This is a genomic window from Natrarchaeobaculum sulfurireducens (assembly GCF_003430825.1).
Classification (GTDB): Archaea; Halobacteriota; Halobacteria; order Halobacteriales; family Natrialbaceae; genus Natrarchaeobaculum; species Natrarchaeobaculum sulfurireducens.
The window spans coordinates 42,518-59,390 of record NZ_CP024047.1 but is presented as its reverse complement, the minus strand read 5'-3'; the positions used below and the strand labels follow the sequence as shown (position 1 = coordinate 59,390).

The following is a 16,873-nucleotide window of genomic DNA, read 5'->3' as shown; positions in this document are numbered from 1 at the left end:
GACGTATCGGATAGTTACTCACATGTAAGTGAATAAGCTTAACTGATGGCGGCGTTCACGAACCGTGGCAAAAAGATCCCGCGAGCGGTCGGACACTCCCCGGAGTTCGGTACGACGGCAGGCGACAACGAGTCACCATCCGGGCGGGTTTCGCCGGGTGGGTTCCCCACCGGATGACGGCGACGAATTACGTGCGAGCGAGGGCGAGTTCTTTCTACTCGAGGACGGACGACGGATGCTTGAGGTAGACGTCCTGCTGGGCGACGCGGTCGTAGATATCGTACAGCGTCTCGACCGCGTCGGCGTCGGGCTCGAATCGGACCTGGGGTGTGACGTAGTAGCCGCGACAGGTGATAAGAAAAAGATACAGCGTCCGGTGGTGAGCTGGCGTGGCGTCGACGACGCCGAGCGCTCGACTCCCCAAATCGTTCGAGAAGTCGGTTAACATCGCCTCGATGTCGTCGTGTAACTGTTCGTCCGGCCGATAGCGTGGGATCCCAAACGTCTGCTCCATAGACGACCGCATCGCCGCAAAAAACGGGTTTTCGTCCAGCCCGGTCGGATCGACCGCCCGGAACGACCCGTACAACTCGAGCACCGTCGATAGCTCCGCTCGCGTGAGTGCGATCGGCAACACTGGATCGCCACGAGGAATGGAGCACTCCGGAACAGCGTGGGAACCAGGGTCGGGCAACTGCGCGAACACGCGCTCGATCGACATACGCGATACCACGCGACACAGCACGAAAACGCTTATCGAGCCGCTCACTCTGCGTGAGTGGCCAGCAGCGAGCGCGGGCGATTATTCGATCCGAATCGTCGTCACGTCGGACGGCTGGGAACCGTTCGGATCGGTCGCGACGAACGCACGAATCTCGTGGGTCCCAGCTTCCGGCAGGACGAACTCGTGTCGATCGTCGGTGCGTTCGAATCGGCCGGACCAGGTGACCGAGACGCGCTTTCGCTCGCCGCCTCGGAAGGTAAACGTCGACGGCTTCGAGCGGACGTATCGGCGTTCGTCGGTGGCCTCGAGTTCTCCATCGACGCTCCAGCCCCATCGGCGCCGGCGAGGCGTCGGGACGTCGACGGCGACGGGCAGTCGGTTTTTGAACTCGACCGTGATCTCGACCGGCTCGCCACGGTCGTACACCTCGCGGTCCGTCTCGACGGAGACGGCGATCGCGCGACGGGCGAGCGATGTCGGAACGAGCGACGAGAGCAGCGTCGCTACCGAGAGCCGGCGGCTGTTGGACGGCTCTCCAGTCGCCGTCTCTCGCTGTTCGTTCGTGTGTCGGCCGGGTCCGACCATCGACTACTCACTCGCTCTCCGAACAGAAAACGATCGTGATCGGCGTCGACAGTCAGTGACAGTAACGACTGTGACGGTTTCCACATCGATCACACAGCTATCGTGAAATCGTGTGTGCACTGACGTTCAGTGGCTACTGTATCACCCCTACCGCCAGGCCCGAAGTGTCGGTGCAGCGTCCGCTTCCATCGACAGCCAGGCCTCGTCGGCCGAAATATCCGCGATGACGTACTCGTTGCCGTGGCTCGAGTTGCTCGAGTCGATCGAACCGACGATCGTGTCGGCGTCCGTCATGGCGTGGGGGTTCGTCGCCATGTATGAGACTGACTCCCACCCACATATAAATTCGTCGAATCGAACTGTCAGACTCGCCGGATCGTTCACAGAACCAGGGACTGGGTCGAAGCACTGGGTTTATACGCATTTTCGCCCTACCGAGGGGATATGAACGTAGCTGACGCGATGACGTCCAGTGCGGACGTGGTGACCGTCGACCTGCCGGGGACGCGGTCTGACGTGCTCGAGTACCTTCAGGAGAAGTCGTTTTCGTCCGTGCCGGTCGTCAACCCGACCGACGACGGCGCTGAGTACCGCGGGCTGGTCTCGCGGGACGCGCTGATCGAACAGCCCGACGAAGACCAGCTCGTGATGCTGATGGAGGACGTGCCGACGACGACCGCGGAAACTCCGCTGCCCGAGGTCGCCCGGACGATGGTCGAGGATGGAGCCCGCCGCGTGCCGGTCGTCGACGGCGAGTTCGAAGGGATCGTGACGGTGACCGATATCGTCCACGCGATCGCGACGGGCGACCAGGAGACCGACGATACGGTCGGCAGCTACGCGAGCGAAGATCTGAACACGACGTACGAGGGCGCACCGCTCGCCGTCGCCGAGCGGGAGCTGTACTACGCGAACGTTCCCTACACCGTCGTTCTCGACGACGACGGCGAGATGAGCGGCGTCCTGACGGAGGTCGACATCATCGAAGTCGCCCGCATCGTCGAGGGCGAGGAGTCGACGGGCGACAACTTCCCGGATCAGGACTCCGAGTGGTCCTGGGAAGGCATCAAAGCCGTTGGCAGCCGGTACCTGCCGACGCGAGACATCGAGATCCCGAACGGACCCATCACCGAGTTCATGAGCGATGACGTCGTGACCGTCTCGGCCAGCACTTCGGTCCAGGACGCTGCCCAGCAGCTGATCAGCAACGACATCGAACAGATCCCGATGGTCACGGGCGAACAGCTCGTCGGCATCGTCCGTGACGTCGACCTGCTGGAGGCACTGTATGAGTGATGGCCAACAGCAAGCCGTCGACGACAGCGAATCGACGAGTCCGAAACTCGTCGAGCTGGCGAAACGTCGCGGCTACTTCTTTCGCTCGTCGGGATCGTACGGTGGGGTTGGCGGCTTCTACACGTTCGGTCCCCAGGGCGCGTCGCTGAAAGGCAACGTCGAAGACGCCTGGCGCGACCGCTTCGCCGTGGCCGAGGGCAACATGGAGATCGATGCCCCAACGATCATGCACGAACCCGTCTTCGAGGCCTCGGGCCATCTCGAGGGCTTCGACGACATGCTGATCGAGTGCCCAGAGTGTGAGACAAGCGGCCGAGCGGACCACCTGGTCGAGGACAACACCGAGTACGAGGACGCAGAGAGCCTTCCCATCCCTGAAGTCGAAGACGTCATCGCCGAGTACGAACTCGCCTGTCCCGAGTGCGGAGGCGGCCTCGCGGACGTCGCCGTCGAGAACTTCAACCTCATGTTCGCGACCAACATCGGCCCCGGCGACGCCCAGCCCGGCTACCTCCGACCCGAAACCGCCCAGGGCATCTTCGTCGAGTTCCCCCGGCTCAAAGAGTACGCCCGCAACCAGCTTCCGTTCGGCGTCACCCAGATCGGCCGGGCCTACCGCAACGAGATCAGCCCCCGGCGCTCCATTATCCGGACCCGCGAGTTCACCCAGGCTGAACTCGAGTACTTCATCGACCCCGAAGTCGACGAGCCACCGCTCGAGCGCGTCGAGGACGTCGCGGTGACCCTGTATCCCGCAAGCGAGCAGAACGCAGACGACGGCAGCGTGGTCGAGACCACGATCGGCGAGGCCGTTGCCGACGATGTCATCGCCGACCCGTGGGTCGCGTACTTCCTCGGCGTCGCCAAGCCGTGGTATGCATCCGTCGGCGTCGACATGGACCGGTTCCGGTTCCGCCAGCACCTCGCCGGCGAGCGTGCCCACTACGCCGCCGACTGCTGGGACGCCGAAAGCGAGATCGACGGCAACTGGATCGAGATCGCCGGCTTCGCCAACCGCGGCGACTACGACCTCTCGAAACACGCCGACCACTCCGGCGACCGCTTCACCGTCTTCAAACAGTACGACGAGCCGAAGACCGTCGAACGCGCCACCGTCGACCCCGACATGAGCTACCTGGGTCCGGAGTTCGGCGGCGCAGCGCAAGACGTGGTCGAGGAGCTCGAGGCCCTTGCGGCCCGGGACCGTGCTGCGTTCGAGGATGACACCGTCGAGATCGAGCTAGACGGCGAGAGCCACGAGCTCCCCGTCGAGAAGACTGGCTTCTCGGTCGACGAAGAGACGATCGCCGGCGAACACGTCACACCGCACGTGATCGAACCCTCCTTCGGCGTCGACCGACTCGTCTACACCGTCTTGCATCACGCTTATCGCGAGGACGAGGTCGACGGCGAAGCGCGGACCTACCTCGCCCTCGAGCCCGAAGTCGCTCCCACCTTCGTCGGTGTCTTCCCGCTGCAAAGCGACGACGAACTCGTCGCCCAGGCTACCGACATCGTCGACGACCTCCGTGCGGCCGGCCTCTCGGTGACGTACGACGACTCGGGGAACATCGGCCGACGCTACCGTCGCCAGGACGAAGTCGGCACCCCGTTCTGTGTGACCGTCGACTACGAGACGGTAGAGGCCGACGACGAGACGACCGTCACGGTTCGCGAGCGGGACACGACCGAGCAGAAACGGCTCCCGGTCTCCGACCTGCCGGAGACGCTGGCCGCGCTTCGTTCCGGCGAGCTGGCGTTCGACGACGTCTAACTCGAGCCTCGTCAGCGACGAGGTCGACTCGACGCTCGCTTCGCTTCGACTCTTCGCGAGCGTCGACGCTGTGTGGTGGTCACCGGACGACCGTGACGGGAACCGGCGACCGTGACGGGAACCGGCGACCGACGGAACACCTTCTCGGCGACGTTGCCGACGAACAGGCGTTCGGCGATGGTTCCGCCGTGGCTGCCGATGACGACCGCGTCGTAGTCGTCGGCGCGGTTGACGATCGCCCGAACGGGATGGCCCAGTACGACCTCGGTCTCGAGGTCGGCTCCCCGACTTCCGCCACCGCGATCTCCTGTGCCCGATCGAACACTGCGCTGGCGTGTTCGTCCATCGCCTTCTCGAGATCGTCCGCGAGTGCGAGTTCCGTTGCCTTCCCTAACATCGCTGAGGGCTCGCCGACGACGTGTAAGACGGTAAGCTCGGCATCAGGGTGGATCTCGAGGGCGTGCTCGAGGGCGAGTTCGCTCATCTCCGAGCCGTCCATCGGGACGAGAATGCGGGAAACTATAGGATGGCTCCGAGGACGCCGTAGATAAACGCGGTGGTGACAGAACCCGTTCACACCGGCAGCATCGGTCAACAAAGGATTCAACCGCTCGCGCGGCGAACTCAAGGACGTGACTATGACAGTCGAGCGGAATTCGTCGTCGAGACGAACGTCGCGACGTCGTCCCGTCGTCGCTCATCGGAGTCGAATCGCTGCCTGCCGGACAGTGAATGGACGTCCTGGCCGAACCGACGGGGGAGGTCGATGCTGAACCCGGTCCGCGTCGACGCGGCGGTCGACCTCGCCTACGGTGCGCTGATCGTCATCGCGGTCGTCATGATCGCGACGCTCGAGTTCGGGATCGGACTCGCGTTCGCCCTCGGCGTCTTCGCGTCGTACGCCCTCCACGTCGTCTGGAAGATGGCCCGGTTCGATCCCGACTGGATGACCAAGGCAGTCGAGGAATCGGTCGGCGAGCAGATGCAGACGGTCGAACGGTCCGTCGAAGAGACCGTCGGAAAGACGGTCGAACAGGAGATGGAGAAGACGGTCCAGGCACAGGTCGGCGAAACGGTCGAACAGTCCGTCGAGGCGACCGTCCAGAAGACCGTCGGTGACCAAGTCGAAGCGACGGTTGGTGAGACGGTCGAACAATCCGTCCAGGAGACGGTCGGCGAACAAGTCGAAGCGACGGTTGGTGAGACGGTCGAGCAGTCCGTACAGGAGACGGTCGAGCAGTCCGTCGGTGAAACCGTCGAAAAATCGGTCGAAGAGACCGTTCAGGAGACTGTCGAGCAGTCCGTCGAAGAAACCGTTCAGGAAACCGTCGAAAAATCGGTCGAAGAAACTGTCGGCCAGACAGTCGAAAAATCGGTCGAGGAGACGGTGGGAGAGACAGTCGAAAAATCGGTCGAGGAGACGGTGGGAGAGACAGTCGAAAAATCGGTCGAAGAAACTGTCGGCGAGACAGTCGAGGAAACCGTCGGCGAGCAACTCGAGACGGTCCAGGAACAGGTCGAGGCCGTGGACGAGCGGATCAATCGTCGACCTCGCGAGGACCAGGTCGAGGAGTTGATCGAACAGACCGCAGGGAAAGCCGAGACGGACGACGAAACGAAGACGGACGGCGAGTAACCGCCCTGGCCCACCGAATTGCGCTCAGCGGACGATAATCACCGGAACCGGCGCTCGTTTCGAGATCGTCTCCGCGACGTTCCCGACGAGAAACCGACGAGTCGCCCGGCTCCAGTCTTCGCCGTGGGCCCCGACGACGATCGTGTCGTAGTCGTCGGCCCGATCGATCACGTTCCGGGCCGGGTGACCGACGCCGACGATCGTCTCGAGTTCCCGATCGTAGTCGTCCGCGGTCTCCCACGCGCGTTCGAAAACCGGTTCTGCGAGATCGGCAGCGGCGTCGTTAATGTCGTCTTCGAGGGTGAGAGCGACCGCCTCACCCATCATCATCGACGGGACGCCGACGACGTGTAAGACGGTGATCTCGGCCGCTGGAAAGTTCTCGAGAGCGTACTCGAGGGCGTGGCTAGAGTGCTCGGAGTCGTCCATCGGGACGAGGATTTGAGAGAGCATACGATCACAGTAGGAGATCAAGAACCTAAATCACCGCGTGCCCAGCCGATCCAGACGCACCCACACGATGGGGCCGTTGTGAGAAGCGGTCAGACGACGCCCGGAACCGCGATGAAAAAGCCATACGCCAGGATCGTCGACATCGACGGACCGATGACCCACATCGAGACGTACTTGATCACCGCTCGCGGGTTGAACAGGTCGGCACCCTGGAGAACCTGGCTGGGTTCGGGTTCGCCGATCGGGCGAGCATCCTCACCTTCTTCCTCCTCGGCGACGATCACCCCCAGTTCGATGTCGCGATCTTCCACCTCGCTGTCCCGCGTGACCGCCTCGCGGAACGTGATCGGTCGAGTTGCCCGACCCCAGCCGATACCGACGATCGTCATCACCGTCGCCATCACGAGACTGATCGGGATGCCAATGTAGGAGAGGGCAGTCGTGATCGTCGAGGCGGTCACCATCACGAACAGTGCCGCGAGCAGCGGGATGTCACTCAACTCACCGCCCACCGAGTCCATCGTCCGACGGGCGATGGTGAACCCACCGAAACCGATCGCGAGCGTAGCGATGATGACCGCAGTCGTCACCTCGAGGCCGGCCTCGCCGACCAGCGGTGCCGCGGCGTTCGGGATGTTACTCGCACCCGCGCTGAACGCCATGTAACAGCCGATTACGATGACGATGAACGTCGTCCCGAGTTCAGACCAGGTCGTGTTCGGACCGAGCGCAGGCGTCGGGAACCCCCCGTCGCGATCGAAGACGAGCAACGGGCCGTCGGACTTCTCGATCGTGACGCGCCGGTTGACCTCGGGATAGATGTAGCGACCGATGATCCCGCCGATCCAGAAGCCGATGATCGGCGTGACGATCCACCAGGAGATGATCTCCGCGATCGTCGCGTAATTGAGCGTTCCCGAAGCCAGCCCCAGTCCGGCGATGGCGCCGACGGTCGTCATCGACGTCGGTACGGGGACGCCGAAGATGTTCGCGACGAGAATCCCCAGTCCGATGAAAAAGAGAACGGCGACGCCCGCCTCGAGCGTCAGTGGAATCGTGATGATATCGTCGCTGAGCGTCGCCATGACGTTCTGTCCGACCGTCATCCCGCCCAGAAAGACGAAGACAGTCATCACCGCTGCTGCCGTCGTCTTCTTCACAATTCCCGCACCGACGGACGGGCCCCACGTAATCCCCGTAGACGAACCACCGATGTTGAACCCGACGAAAATAGAGGCGATAATACCGACTGCCAGAACTGTTTCGACCATCTGTAGCTGGATTCGACTTACATCGGAAAATACGTATTGGAATCGAGAGGGACGATCATCGCACGTGATCAGTCTCCCCCTGCTCTGTGTCTCGAGCCTGCCTGAACAGCTACGTAACCGACGGACTGAAGGTCACGACCTCCGAGGAGAGAGGTGATGGCCGACGAACTCAAACGCCGGCTGGTTCACGCCAGTGGAGCCGGACTGGTCGCGCTCTGGCTGCTCGCCGACGCCTTCGAGCTCGGACTGACCTGGGCGCAGTTTCGGCTCCTGATGGTCGTCCTCGCCGTCGGTGTGATCGGTCTGGAGTTCCTCCGGCTTCGGGTCGGCCTCGAGTGGTGGATCTACGAGAAGCTCACCCGCGAGTACGAAGCCGACCAGTTCGCCGGCTACGGCTACTATATGGTCAGTATGACGATCGTCGTGCTCCTGTTCCAGCCAGCGATCGCGCTACCGGCGATGTTGATGCTCGCACTCGGGGACCCGATCAGCGGAGCGCTCTCAGACGACACGTTACGTCGGGTCAAACGACCGCCGGTGCTCGCGGCGACCGCTGGCGTCATGCTGGTGCTTGCGCTCCCGTTCCTTCCGCCTGCGGCCGCCGTCGCCGCAGCTCTGGGAGGGACGGTCGCCGACGGGATCAAGGTCACCTACGGCGAGTTCGTCCTCGACGACAACCTGACGATCCCCATCTACGCTGCGGTAGCGGCGTGGCTCGTCCTCGAGTTCGTCCCGCTCTGATCGAGCCGCCATAGCTCGAGTCGGTAGTTCTGCTGCCACGACTCGAGTCGGTAGTTCAGCCGCCATAGCTCGAGGCGGTAGTTCTGCTGCCACGACTCGAGTCGTTAGTTCAGCCGCCACAGCTCGAAGTTGAGCACGGCCGCGAACGTCACCCAGAGGAGATAGGGGACGAGCAACGCCGCTGCCCGACGATCGACACGTCGAAAAGCGACGATCGTCGCGACGAGGACTACCCACAGTGTCCCGATGACCACCAGCCCGGCGAACAGTTCCTGGGCGCTAAAGAAGGTGGGCGTCCACGCCACGTTGAATACCATCTGGACGACGAACAGCCCCAGCGCGAGCCGTCGGCCCGGACCGTCCGCCCGCCAGACGAGCCAGAGGGCAACACCCAGTAGTGTAAACAGCGCCGTCCAGACCACCGGGAAGGCGATCTCGGGGGGATAGAACCACGGCTTCTCGAGCGCCCGAAACCAGGGGGTGTCGGGACTCGAGAGCACGCCGGGAACGCTCCCGACGACGTTGACCAACACGACGAAGCCGACCGCCTGGAGGAGGTCGGTACGGTCCGGGAGTCGGCTGGCGCTGGTTTCGAAGGCCATATCCAATGGAGGACCTCGAGGAACTTGATCGTCGCGGCGTCGGCGGTGGATATCGGGGGTCGACGGTTCGGACGTTCCGGGTCCGGTTGCGTACATTTGTTCAAGAATGTCTCGAAAACCTTTCGTTCAGAGAAGGTATTTGTGCGTGTGGCGACGTTCACTACGTATGGTCGTAACGGTCCGAAAGACACTCACATTCTTCCTCTCGTTTGTGCTCGTCATCTCCGTCGTAGCCGTCGGCGTGCTCGTCTACTTCGCGCTCGTCGACGTTATCCTCGAGGCGACGACGTAAGCCGACACGCGAGTGTCAGAACTGGCGTTCGAACTCGAGTAGCTCCGAGACCGTGTAGTAGGGGCCACCGAGTCGGCCTACGGTATCGAACTTGGCGGCGTCGATCTGGCCGTCGGTGAGCACCGCGTCGTCGACGTGGACGTACTCGACGTCGCCGAAGATCGTCAACCGGTCACGAATCTGCATCGAGTCGTATAGCGTACACTCCATGGTGACGACGGCATCGGCAACTCGCGGCGGGTCGATCCGCTCGCATGGGGCTCGGTCGACCTCGGCGAAGTCGAACTCGCTCTCGTCGGAATCGAGCGACGCCGCGGTCGTGTCCATCGCTTCGGCAAGGGGTTCGGTGACGACGTTGACCGCGAACTCCTCGGTCTCGAGGGCGTTTCGCGGCGTGTCCTTCTGGTCGTCGCCCTCGGCGTAGGGCGTGTTGAAGAGGACGACGGGCTCGTCCGAGGAGACGTAGTTGTAGCTGCTGAAAGGGGCGAGGTTGTCGACGCCGTCGGGACTCGTCGTGCTGATCCAGGCGATCGGGCGCGGCGAAACGGCCGATTTGATGATTCGGGCGCGGGCTCGAGGCTCGAGGGAGTCGATGTCGTATGCTGGCATTCGACTGTTGCGTTTCGGACCGACCACGATAATCGTTCGCAATGGGGTGGATGCGACCGACTGTCGGTGTACGGGAGGACACCCGTTTCACTTTCACCGCGGTACGGGAACCCTTATTCGGGGGGACGGCAAAGGGCCGCCAATGGCTACGACGGACGAGGAGCCACCGTCGATCGAGCACCCACTGCTCGAGGCGAATTTCTTGGAGCGTCGCCTCTATCAGTTGAAACTCGCCGGCACGGCCGCGAACGACCACACACTGGTCTGTCTGCCGACGGGACTCGGCAAGACGACGGTGAGCCTGCTCGTGACGGCACGGCGGCTCGACGAGGTCGGCGGAACGTCGCTCATGCTCGCACCGACGAAACCCCTCGTCCAGCAACACGCCGATTTCTACCGCGAGGCACTACGGATTCCCGACGACGAGATCGTCGTCTTCACCGGCGACGTCAGCCCCGACGACCGCGCGGCGCTGTGGGACGAGGCGACGGTCGTGATGGCAACCCCGCAGGTGATCGAAAACGACCTCGTCGGGAGCCGAATCTCGCTTGCGGACGTTACCCACCTCACCTTCGACGAGTGCCACCGCGCGACCGGCGACTACGCCTACAACTACATCGCCGAGCGCTACCACGCCGACGCCCGCGATCCGCTCGTCACCGGGATGAGCGCCTCGCCGGGGGGCGACGAAGAAGCCATCCTCGAGGTCTGTGAGAACCTCGGCATCCACGAGGTCGAGGTGATGACCGAAGCGGACGCCGACGTCGCCGAGTTCACCCACGACACCGACGTCGAGTGGGAACGGATCGACCTCCCCGACGACGTACTCGAGATCCGTGACGCGGTAAACGAGGTCATCCGCGAGCGCCTCGAGCACCTCAAAGAGCTGGGCGTCGCCGCCTCGACCCAGCCGGACCAGTCCCAGAAGGACCTCAACCGGATGCGAGCGGAACTGCAGAAACTGATGAACAACGACCAGTCGGAGGGCTACGAGGGGATGTCGATCCACGCGGAGGTGATGAAACTCCGGCAGGCCGTGACGCTGGTCGAAACCCAGAGCGTCGAGGCCCTGCGACGATACTTCGATCGCCAGCGCAATCAGGCCCGTTCGTCGGGCGCGTCGAAGGCGAGCCAACGGCTCGTGTCCGATCCGCGGATCCGGGAAGCGATGCGCCGCGCCGAGGAGTTCGATCAGTTACATCCGAAATACCGCAAGACCCGGATGCTGCTCGCGGAGACACTCGGCCTCGAGGGGGGCGAGCGCGTGATCGTCTTCACCGAGTCCCGGGACACGGCCGAGGCCCTGACCGACTTCCTCTGTGAGAGTTTCGACGCCAAACGGTTCGTCGGGCAGGGTGACCGCGAGGGGTCGGATGGGATGACCCAGACCCAGCAACAGGAAGTGTTAGACGACTTCCGCGCCGGCGAGTTCGAGGTACTGGTCTCGACGTCCGTCGCCGAAGAGGGGCTGGACGTCCCCGAGGTCGACCTCGTGCTCTTTTATGAACCCGTCCCGACCGCGATTCGGTCCATCCAGCGAAAGGGTCGAACCGGTCGTCAGTCGGAGGGTCGCGTCGTCGTTCTCATGGCCGAGGACACCCGCGACGAGGCCTACTTCTGGATCTCACGCCGACGCGAGAAGGAGATGGAGTCCGAACTGCGCGAACTAAAGGGCATAGCAGACGACCTCGAGAACGAACTCGAGGGCGACCAGCAAGCACTCTCCGACTTCGGCGGCGAGACCGCAGCGAAAGTGAACGGTTCGGATGGAAAACCCACCGACAGCGGCGACCCGTCCAGTGGAAGCGGGGGGGTTCAGTCACAGCCAGGACTCCAGGAGTTCGCGGCTGAAGACACCGACGACGCCGATCCAGACGCCGTCGAAACACACGAGCCACACGCGGACGGCGACACCGTCGAGGTCGTCGCCGACCAGCGCGAGATGGACGCGAACATCGCCCGTGACCTCTCGAGACGCGACGAAATCGAGGTTCGTCTCGAGACACTCGAGGTGGGCGATTACGTCCTGTCCGATCGCGTCGTGGTCGAACGCAAGTCAGTGGCCGACTTCGTCGACTCGCTGGTCGGCGGCGATCGATCCGTCTTCGAGCAGATCGGCGCGATGGCGCGTCATTACTCCCGCCCGATCGTGGTCGTCGAAGGAGAGGGGCTGTACGAACAGCGCGATATCCACCCGAACGCGATTCGTGGGGCGCTCTCGAGTCTGGCCGTCGACTTCGGCGCGAGCGTCCTCCGAACCGAGAGCGAGGCCGACACGACGGAGTTGCTCGCCGTGATCGCCGGTCGTGAACAGGAGATCTCGAGCCGCGAGGTCTCCGTCCACGGCGAAAAACAGGCCAAAACGCTCAGCGAACAGCAAGAGTACGTCGTCTCCTCGATCGCCGAGATCGGCCCCGTGACGGCGCGATCGCTACTCAGCGAGTTCGGGACCGTCGAAGCGGTGATGATCGCGACCGAGGACGAACTCCAAGAAGCCGACGGCGTCGGACGGGTGACGGCCGAGCGAATCCGCGAAGTGATCGGGACCGACTACACCGGCCCGTCCTGATCGGGACCCCGCCGTGGCTAGCAGGCGGCGGTTCGCCGACCGACTGCTGTCGATGGGTCGACCACTCACGGTGCTCGGTTCGACGAAAGGGACGGTCATCGAAACGAACAGAAAATACTTGTAACCACGCTGGGGACTATACAGGAGATAGCTGACCACTCCGGCCTCGAGCGACTACGGCCGGTATACGGCCGAATCGGACTCGAGCCGAGTCCGCCCCTTCCAATGAGCGACGTTCCACTCGACGCAAACGGTTCGATCGATCGGTACCGAAACGACTCTCGCCTGTCACCGGGTCCGTTACTCACGCGTCCGAAACGATGACGTCGGAATCCGCGCCAGGTGAGCCTTCGTTGGCCCGCCGTCTGCGACGCAACGTGCGCGACTGCGTCCGCATCGACACGCGGTCGCTGGCCGTGTTTCGGGTCCTGATGGGGGCACTCCTGTTTGCCGACGTGCTCTTGCGGAGTCGGAACTTCTCGTTTTACTACACCGACGACGGCGTGATGCCCCAGTCACTGGCGATGGAGATGACGCCCGATAACGCGTTCTCCGTCTTCTTCTTTACCTCCGATCCGACGGTGATCGCCGGGCTGTTCGTTCTGCAGGCGCTCGTTGCGATTCAGCTGATCGTCGGCTACAAGACTCGGATCGCCACGGTCCTCGCGTTCTTGCTGGTCATCTCGACGGATTACCACAATCCTGCGGTGACGAGCTACGCCGACGTTCTCTACCGGTTGCTCCTGTTCTGGGCCATCTTCCTCCCGCTCGGAGAACGCTGGTCGGTCGACGCCGCCCACGCCGACGGACCGCCACGGGCCTCCGTCGCCGGCGTTGCCTCCGCACTGATCCTGTTACAGATGTTCTATATGTATTTCTACAACGGCTATCACAAGCTCGAGGACGAGATATGGCACACCGGCGAGGCGGCACCGAAGGTGCTGGGGCTCGACGACATGACGTTTCTTGCGGCCGAGTACATCCGTGAGTTCCCTCTACTGTTGCAACTCGGTGGAGCGACGTGGTTCATCATGCTCCTCGGCTCGGGGCTGCTGATCGTTCTGGTGGGCCGACCACGCATGGCCGTTGTCGGGATGTTCATGATCGGCCACTTCTCGTTCGCCATCACCGTCCGAATCGGCGCGTTCGCGTTCGTCGCGATGGCCGCCCTCGTCCTCTTCCTTCAGGCGCAGTTCTGGGACGACGGCAAACGCGTCCTCGAGCGTCTCGGCGTCGACGACGGTCGGGTTCGGCTGCTCGAGCGAGCCTCGAGCCTCGAGCGCGTCGCGGCGTCCGTCCCACGGTTCAGAATCGACGACGAGCGCTACCGGCGGGCGAAATCGGGCGTCTACACCGTCAGCCTCGTCGTGATCATCGTCTCGGTCGCGTTGGTGCTTGCGGCGACGCACACGCCGCTTGGGACCGTCGGCGCGGTCGACGACACCGCAGACAGCGTCGACGACACGTTGTCCGTCGTCAACGCCGACCAGCCAGACTGGACCGTCTTCGCGCCGACGCCGCGAACCACCGACCGGTACTACGTCTTCGCCGCGAAGACTGTAGACGGTGATCGGATCGACGTCTACAACGACCGACCGTTGACCTACGACCGGCCCGGCCAGGAGCTACAGCAACAGTATAGCACCTACCGCGAACGGTTCTACATGAACAGCGTCCGCCGGCATGCAAACGACGAGCGGGCGAACGGTGCCCACATCGAACTCGCCGAGCACTACTGTACCACCTGGGCCGACGAGAACGACGTCGAACTCACCCACCTGAACATGTACCAGGTTTCGGAAGACGTCACGCTCGAGACGATTACCACGCCGGAAGACCGGGAAACGTGGACGTCCGAACTGTACCAACACGGTTGTGGCGACAACGAACCGACCGAGATCGAGCCACCCGAGTGAGACCGTCACCGCCGCGACGGGAAGTGAGACCCACCATCGCGACGGGAAGTGAGACCGTCACCGCCGCGACCGGAACGCTGAATTGCGCACGGACAGTATTCTCGCCCACTGATGGACGACGAGATCCCCACCGAGGACCCGATCGTCCTCTTCGACGGTGTCTGTAACCTCTGTACCGGGTTCGTCCAGTTTCTCATCCCGCGCGACCCAGAGGGACGCTTTCACTTCGCGTCGTTGCAGTCCGACGTCGGCGACCGGCTTCTCGAGGAACACGGCCTGGCGAGCGACGAGCTCGACTCGATCGTTCTGGTCGAGGGCGACGACGTCTATATCAAATCGTCAGCCGTGATCCGGATCGGTGCCATCCTCGGCGGCGTCTATACCCTTGGACGACCGTTGCGCTACCTCCCACGACGGGTGCGTGACTGGGGATACGACCTCGTCGCGGCGAACCGTTACCGCCTGTTCGGGAAGAAAGACCAGTGTATGATGCCAAGCGGCGACATCCAGTCGCGGTTTCTCGACTGAGTCGGACGACACCGCTCGAACGGCCCGTGTCGTCCCTTATCGAAGCGTACTTAGCGTCTCGCTCGCCTCGCGGGCGGCCTCGAGACACTCCCTGGCGTAGCGTGGGTCGTCCGTGCTGGCCGCCTCGGCGGCGAACTTCTCGAGGGCTCGCTGGAGGGAGTCGCGGGCCGTCTCGAACTCGCTGGTCGAGGCCGCACGCGGTTTCGGTCGGACCGGCTGCCGGTCGTTTCTCGTTGGACTGGAGCCGGTTGAACTGACCCGTTCGACGTCGGCCGTGGCGTCAGAGTCGGGGTCGGGTGCACGCTGTCGTCGGTCGACGGGGCCGGTGGGTCCGTCCTCGGACGGGCGGTCGGGCGACGGCGCGGGCTCGTCGGCGAGAGACGGCTCGGCGTCGGTTCCGGGCTTCCCGGCGTCGGGCGTCCCCTGATCGCTCGCTCCATCGTCAGTGGCGTCCTCGAGCCCCGTTCCCTCGACGGCCTCCGGGCCACCGTGACAGCCCGGACAGAACGTCGTCCCGTTCTGCTGGAACAACGGATCCCCGCAGGTCCCACAGTGGGCGTTGGTCATCGTGGCCCCTTTGAGCAGGAGGTCGCTCATCCGCTGGGTGGCCTCACGCTCGCGCTCGTCGCGCTCGTACTTCTCGCGGAGTTCCTCGCGCAGGGCCTCCTTGTCGATCCCTTCGTCGTCGCCTGCGTCGCTATCGCTCATACCCGCACTGAAGCGCTACACCGTCGAAAAAGCTGCGAAGTGACCGATTTCCCAATCACTGACGTCCGCCTGGGCGTACCCGCCGGGGTTTCCTCTCGCACGAGGGCAGACGTGCCGACGCCACCGGAGAGGTGTCAGTTCGGGGGACGAGCGCTCTCTGACGGCCGGTGATCCGTCGCCATCACCCGGTTCGACGGTACAGTCCTTTCGAGGCGGGCCGGGTCTCCTCGTACCCAAATCGCTCGTAGAAGCCGTCGACGTCCGCCAGCAGATTCACGTACGCGTTCGGGGGTGCCGTCTCGTCAATGTAGGCCTCGAGTCGGGCCATAATCCGCGTGCCGAGACCTCGGCGCTGGTGGTCCGGGTGGACGGCCATATCCGAAATCTGGTAGACCGTCCCACCGTCGCCGACGATCCGGCCCATACCCACCACTTCGCCCGTTGGCCGGTAGATCGCAACGACGCCGTAGATCGAGTTCGAGAGCCCGCGTTCGATCCCCTCGAGCGAGCGCGGCGACATCCCCGCGGCGTCACGCAGGCCAGCGAACGTCTCCGGCTCGGGGAGTTGCTCCCGGATCGCATAGGGATCGGGGTGGTTGGGTGCGGTCATGACTCGAGGGCAGCCTCGACGGCGTCGACGGCGGCTTCGGCCGTCTCGACGGTCTCGAGGCCGGGAACGTCGTGGGTGCCGAGACCGACGACCGGGCGGTCGTAGATGCCTGCGAACCCGAGTTCCGTGAGCGTGCCGTGGCCGCCAGAGAGGGCGATAACTGCGTCACCGTTGAGCGGGACGAGCGCGTTTCGGGCGTGGCCGAGGCCGGTCGCGATGGCCACGTCGACGTATTCGTTCGCCGCCTCGCGACGCTCGCCGGGGAGGATTCCGATCGTGGAGCCGCCCTCGGCTTTCGCGCCGCGACAGACGGCCTCCATCGTCCCGCCACGGCCTCCACAGACGACCGTCAATCCTCGAGTAGCAAGCTCGCGACCGACCGCAGTCGCGACCGTCCGTGATTCATCCGGAATGCTCCCACCGCCGATGACGCTGATACGATCGCTCATACCGAAGACGGTGCGACGCCGATGTATGATCGATTCGGTCTGCCTGAGACGCGCCGCGATTCGACGATCGACGTACTATTTCTCGTCAATATCAGGTCTGCGTGCTGAAT

General features: G+C 63.7%; 18 protein-coding genes and 1 pseudogene. 8 read left to right on the top strand and 11 right to left on the bottom strand.

Annotation, left to right across the window (positions count from 1 at the left end; translation table 11 throughout):
- Positions 1–214 precede the first annotated feature (214 nt).
- From AArc1_RS01435 to AArc1_RS18865, 3 genes are all read right to left on the bottom strand, one after another.
- The gene (locus tag AArc1_RS01435) at positions 215–721 is read right to left on the bottom strand and encodes a hypothetical protein (protein WP_117362591.1); all 507 of its coding nucleotides are present in this window, start codon (positions 719–721) and stop codon (positions 215–217) included.
- An 81-nt stretch (positions 722–802) separates the two neighbouring features.
- A complete protein-coding gene (locus AArc1_RS01430) occupies positions 803–1,309 on the bottom strand; it encodes a hypothetical protein (protein ID WP_117362590.1) in 507 nt (168 codons plus the stop codon).
- A 147-nt stretch (positions 1,310–1,456) separates the two neighbouring features.
- A complete protein-coding gene (locus AArc1_RS18865) occupies positions 1,457–1,624 on the bottom strand; it encodes a DUF7556 family protein (protein WP_186336632.1) in 168 nt (55 codons plus the stop codon).
- Between the two features lie 129 nt (positions 1,625–1,753).
- Between AArc1_RS18865 and AArc1_RS01425 the strand changes: the two genes are divergently transcribed.
- Both AArc1_RS01425 and glyS read left to right on the top strand, forming a co-directional pair.
- Positions 1,754–2,605, top strand: coding sequence for a CBS domain-containing protein (locus AArc1_RS01425; protein ID WP_117362589.1), 852 nt, complete (start codon positions 1,754–1,756; stop codon positions 2,603–2,605).
- A complete protein-coding gene (gene glyS / locus AArc1_RS01420; protein ID WP_117362588.1) occupies positions 2,598–4,379 on the top strand; it encodes a glycine--tRNA ligase in 1,782 nt (593 codons plus the stop codon). Before AArc1_RS01425 ends, glyS begins: the two co-directional genes overlap by 8 nt.
- A gap of 107 nt (positions 4,380–4,486) precedes the next feature.
- Here the strand turns inward: glyS and AArc1_RS01415 are convergent.
- Positions 4,487–4,902 (bottom strand): annotated as a pseudogene (locus tag AArc1_RS01415) (universal stress protein); the annotation flags it as partial.
- A 243-nt stretch (positions 4,903–5,145) separates the two neighbouring features.
- Between AArc1_RS01415 and AArc1_RS01410 the strand changes: the two are divergent.
- Complete coding sequence (locus AArc1_RS01410; RefSeq protein ID WP_117362587.1) at positions 5,146–6,015, top strand: hypothetical protein; 870 nt, start codon at positions 5,146–5,148, stop codon at positions 6,013–6,015.
- A gap of 24 nt (positions 6,016–6,039) precedes the next feature.
- Here the strand turns inward: AArc1_RS01410 and AArc1_RS01405 are convergent, their stop codons facing one another.
- Both AArc1_RS01405 and AArc1_RS01400 read right to left on the bottom strand, forming a co-directional pair.
- Positions 6,040–6,468, bottom strand: coding sequence for a universal stress protein (locus AArc1_RS01405; RefSeq protein ID WP_117362586.1), 429 nt, complete (start codon positions 6,466–6,468; stop codon positions 6,040–6,042).
- An 89-nt stretch (positions 6,469–6,557) separates the two neighbouring features.
- Entirely contained in the window at positions 6,558–7,739 is a 1,182-nt protein-coding gene (locus AArc1_RS01400) for an inorganic phosphate transporter (RefSeq protein ID WP_117362585.1), read from the bottom strand.
- Between the two features lie 156 nt (positions 7,740–7,895).
- Between AArc1_RS01400 and AArc1_RS01395 the strand changes: the two genes are divergently transcribed.
- Positions 7,896–8,480 carry a diacylglycerol/polyprenol kinase family protein gene (locus AArc1_RS01395; RefSeq protein WP_117362584.1) on the top strand — a complete coding sequence of 195 codons (585 nt, stop codon included), beginning with the start codon at positions 7,896–7,898 and terminating at the stop codon, positions 8,478–8,480.
- 104 nt (positions 8,481–8,584) lie between these two features.
- On the opposite strand, the gene AArc1_RS01390 is transcribed toward AArc1_RS01395, so the two are convergent.
- The gene (locus AArc1_RS01390) at positions 8,585–9,082 is read right to left on the bottom strand and encodes a TspO/MBR family protein (RefSeq protein ID WP_117362583.1); all 498 of its coding nucleotides are present in this window, start codon (positions 9,080–9,082) and stop codon (positions 8,585–8,587) included.
- 166 nt (positions 9,083–9,248) lie between these two features.
- Here AArc1_RS01390 and AArc1_RS19445 point away from each other — a divergent pair, with 166 nt between their 5' ends.
- Positions 9,249–9,374, top strand: coding sequence for a hypothetical protein (locus AArc1_RS19445; RefSeq protein WP_267130083.1), 126 nt, complete (start codon positions 9,249–9,251; stop codon positions 9,372–9,374).
- Between the two features lie 15 nt (positions 9,375–9,389).
- On the opposite strand, the gene AArc1_RS01385 is transcribed toward AArc1_RS19445, so the two are convergent.
- On the bottom strand, positions 9,390–9,983 hold the full coding sequence (locus AArc1_RS01385; protein ID WP_117362582.1) for a flavin reductase family protein: 594 nt from the start codon (positions 9,981–9,983) through the stop codon (positions 9,390–9,392).
- A 142-nt stretch (positions 9,984–10,125) separates the two neighbouring features.
- Here AArc1_RS01385 and AArc1_RS01380 point away from each other — a divergent pair, with 142 nt between their 5' ends.
- From AArc1_RS01380 to AArc1_RS01370, 3 genes are all read left to right on the top strand, one after another.
- Positions 10,126–12,552, top strand: coding sequence for a DEAD/DEAH box helicase (locus AArc1_RS01380; RefSeq protein WP_117362581.1), 2,427 nt, complete (start codon positions 10,126–10,128; stop codon positions 12,550–12,552).
- A gap of 320 nt (positions 12,553–12,872) precedes the next feature.
- The gene (locus AArc1_RS01375) at positions 12,873–14,468 is read left to right on the top strand and encodes an HTTM domain-containing protein (RefSeq protein ID WP_117362580.1); all 1,596 of its coding nucleotides are present in this window, start codon (positions 12,873–12,875) and stop codon (positions 14,466–14,468) included.
- A gap of 111 nt (positions 14,469–14,579) precedes the next feature.
- Positions 14,580–14,996: a thiol-disulfide oxidoreductase DCC family protein gene (locus AArc1_RS01370; RefSeq protein WP_117362579.1), complete on the top strand. Its 417-nt coding sequence runs from the start codon at positions 14,580–14,582 to the stop codon at positions 14,994–14,996.
- Between the two features lie 36 nt (positions 14,997–15,032).
- Here the strand turns inward: AArc1_RS01370 and AArc1_RS01365 are convergent, their stop codons facing one another.
- From AArc1_RS01365 to AArc1_RS01355, 3 genes are all read right to left on the bottom strand, one after another.
- Positions 15,033–15,704, bottom strand: a complete 672-nt coding sequence (locus tag AArc1_RS01365) for an Sjogren's syndrome/scleroderma autoantigen 1 family protein (RefSeq protein ID WP_117362578.1) — start codon at positions 15,702–15,704, stop codon at positions 15,033–15,035.
- A gap of 181 nt (positions 15,705–15,885) precedes the next feature.
- On the bottom strand, positions 15,886–16,314 hold the full coding sequence (locus tag AArc1_RS01360) for a GNAT family N-acetyltransferase (protein ID WP_117362577.1): 429 nt from the start codon (positions 16,312–16,314) through the stop codon (positions 15,886–15,888).
- Positions 16,311–16,763, bottom strand: a complete 453-nt coding sequence (locus AArc1_RS01355; RefSeq protein ID WP_117362576.1) for a TIGR00725 family protein — start codon at positions 16,761–16,763, stop codon at positions 16,311–16,313. The genes AArc1_RS01360 and AArc1_RS01355 overlap by 4 nt, the downstream gene beginning before the upstream one ends.
- Between the last annotated feature and the right edge of the window lie 110 nt (positions 16,764–16,873).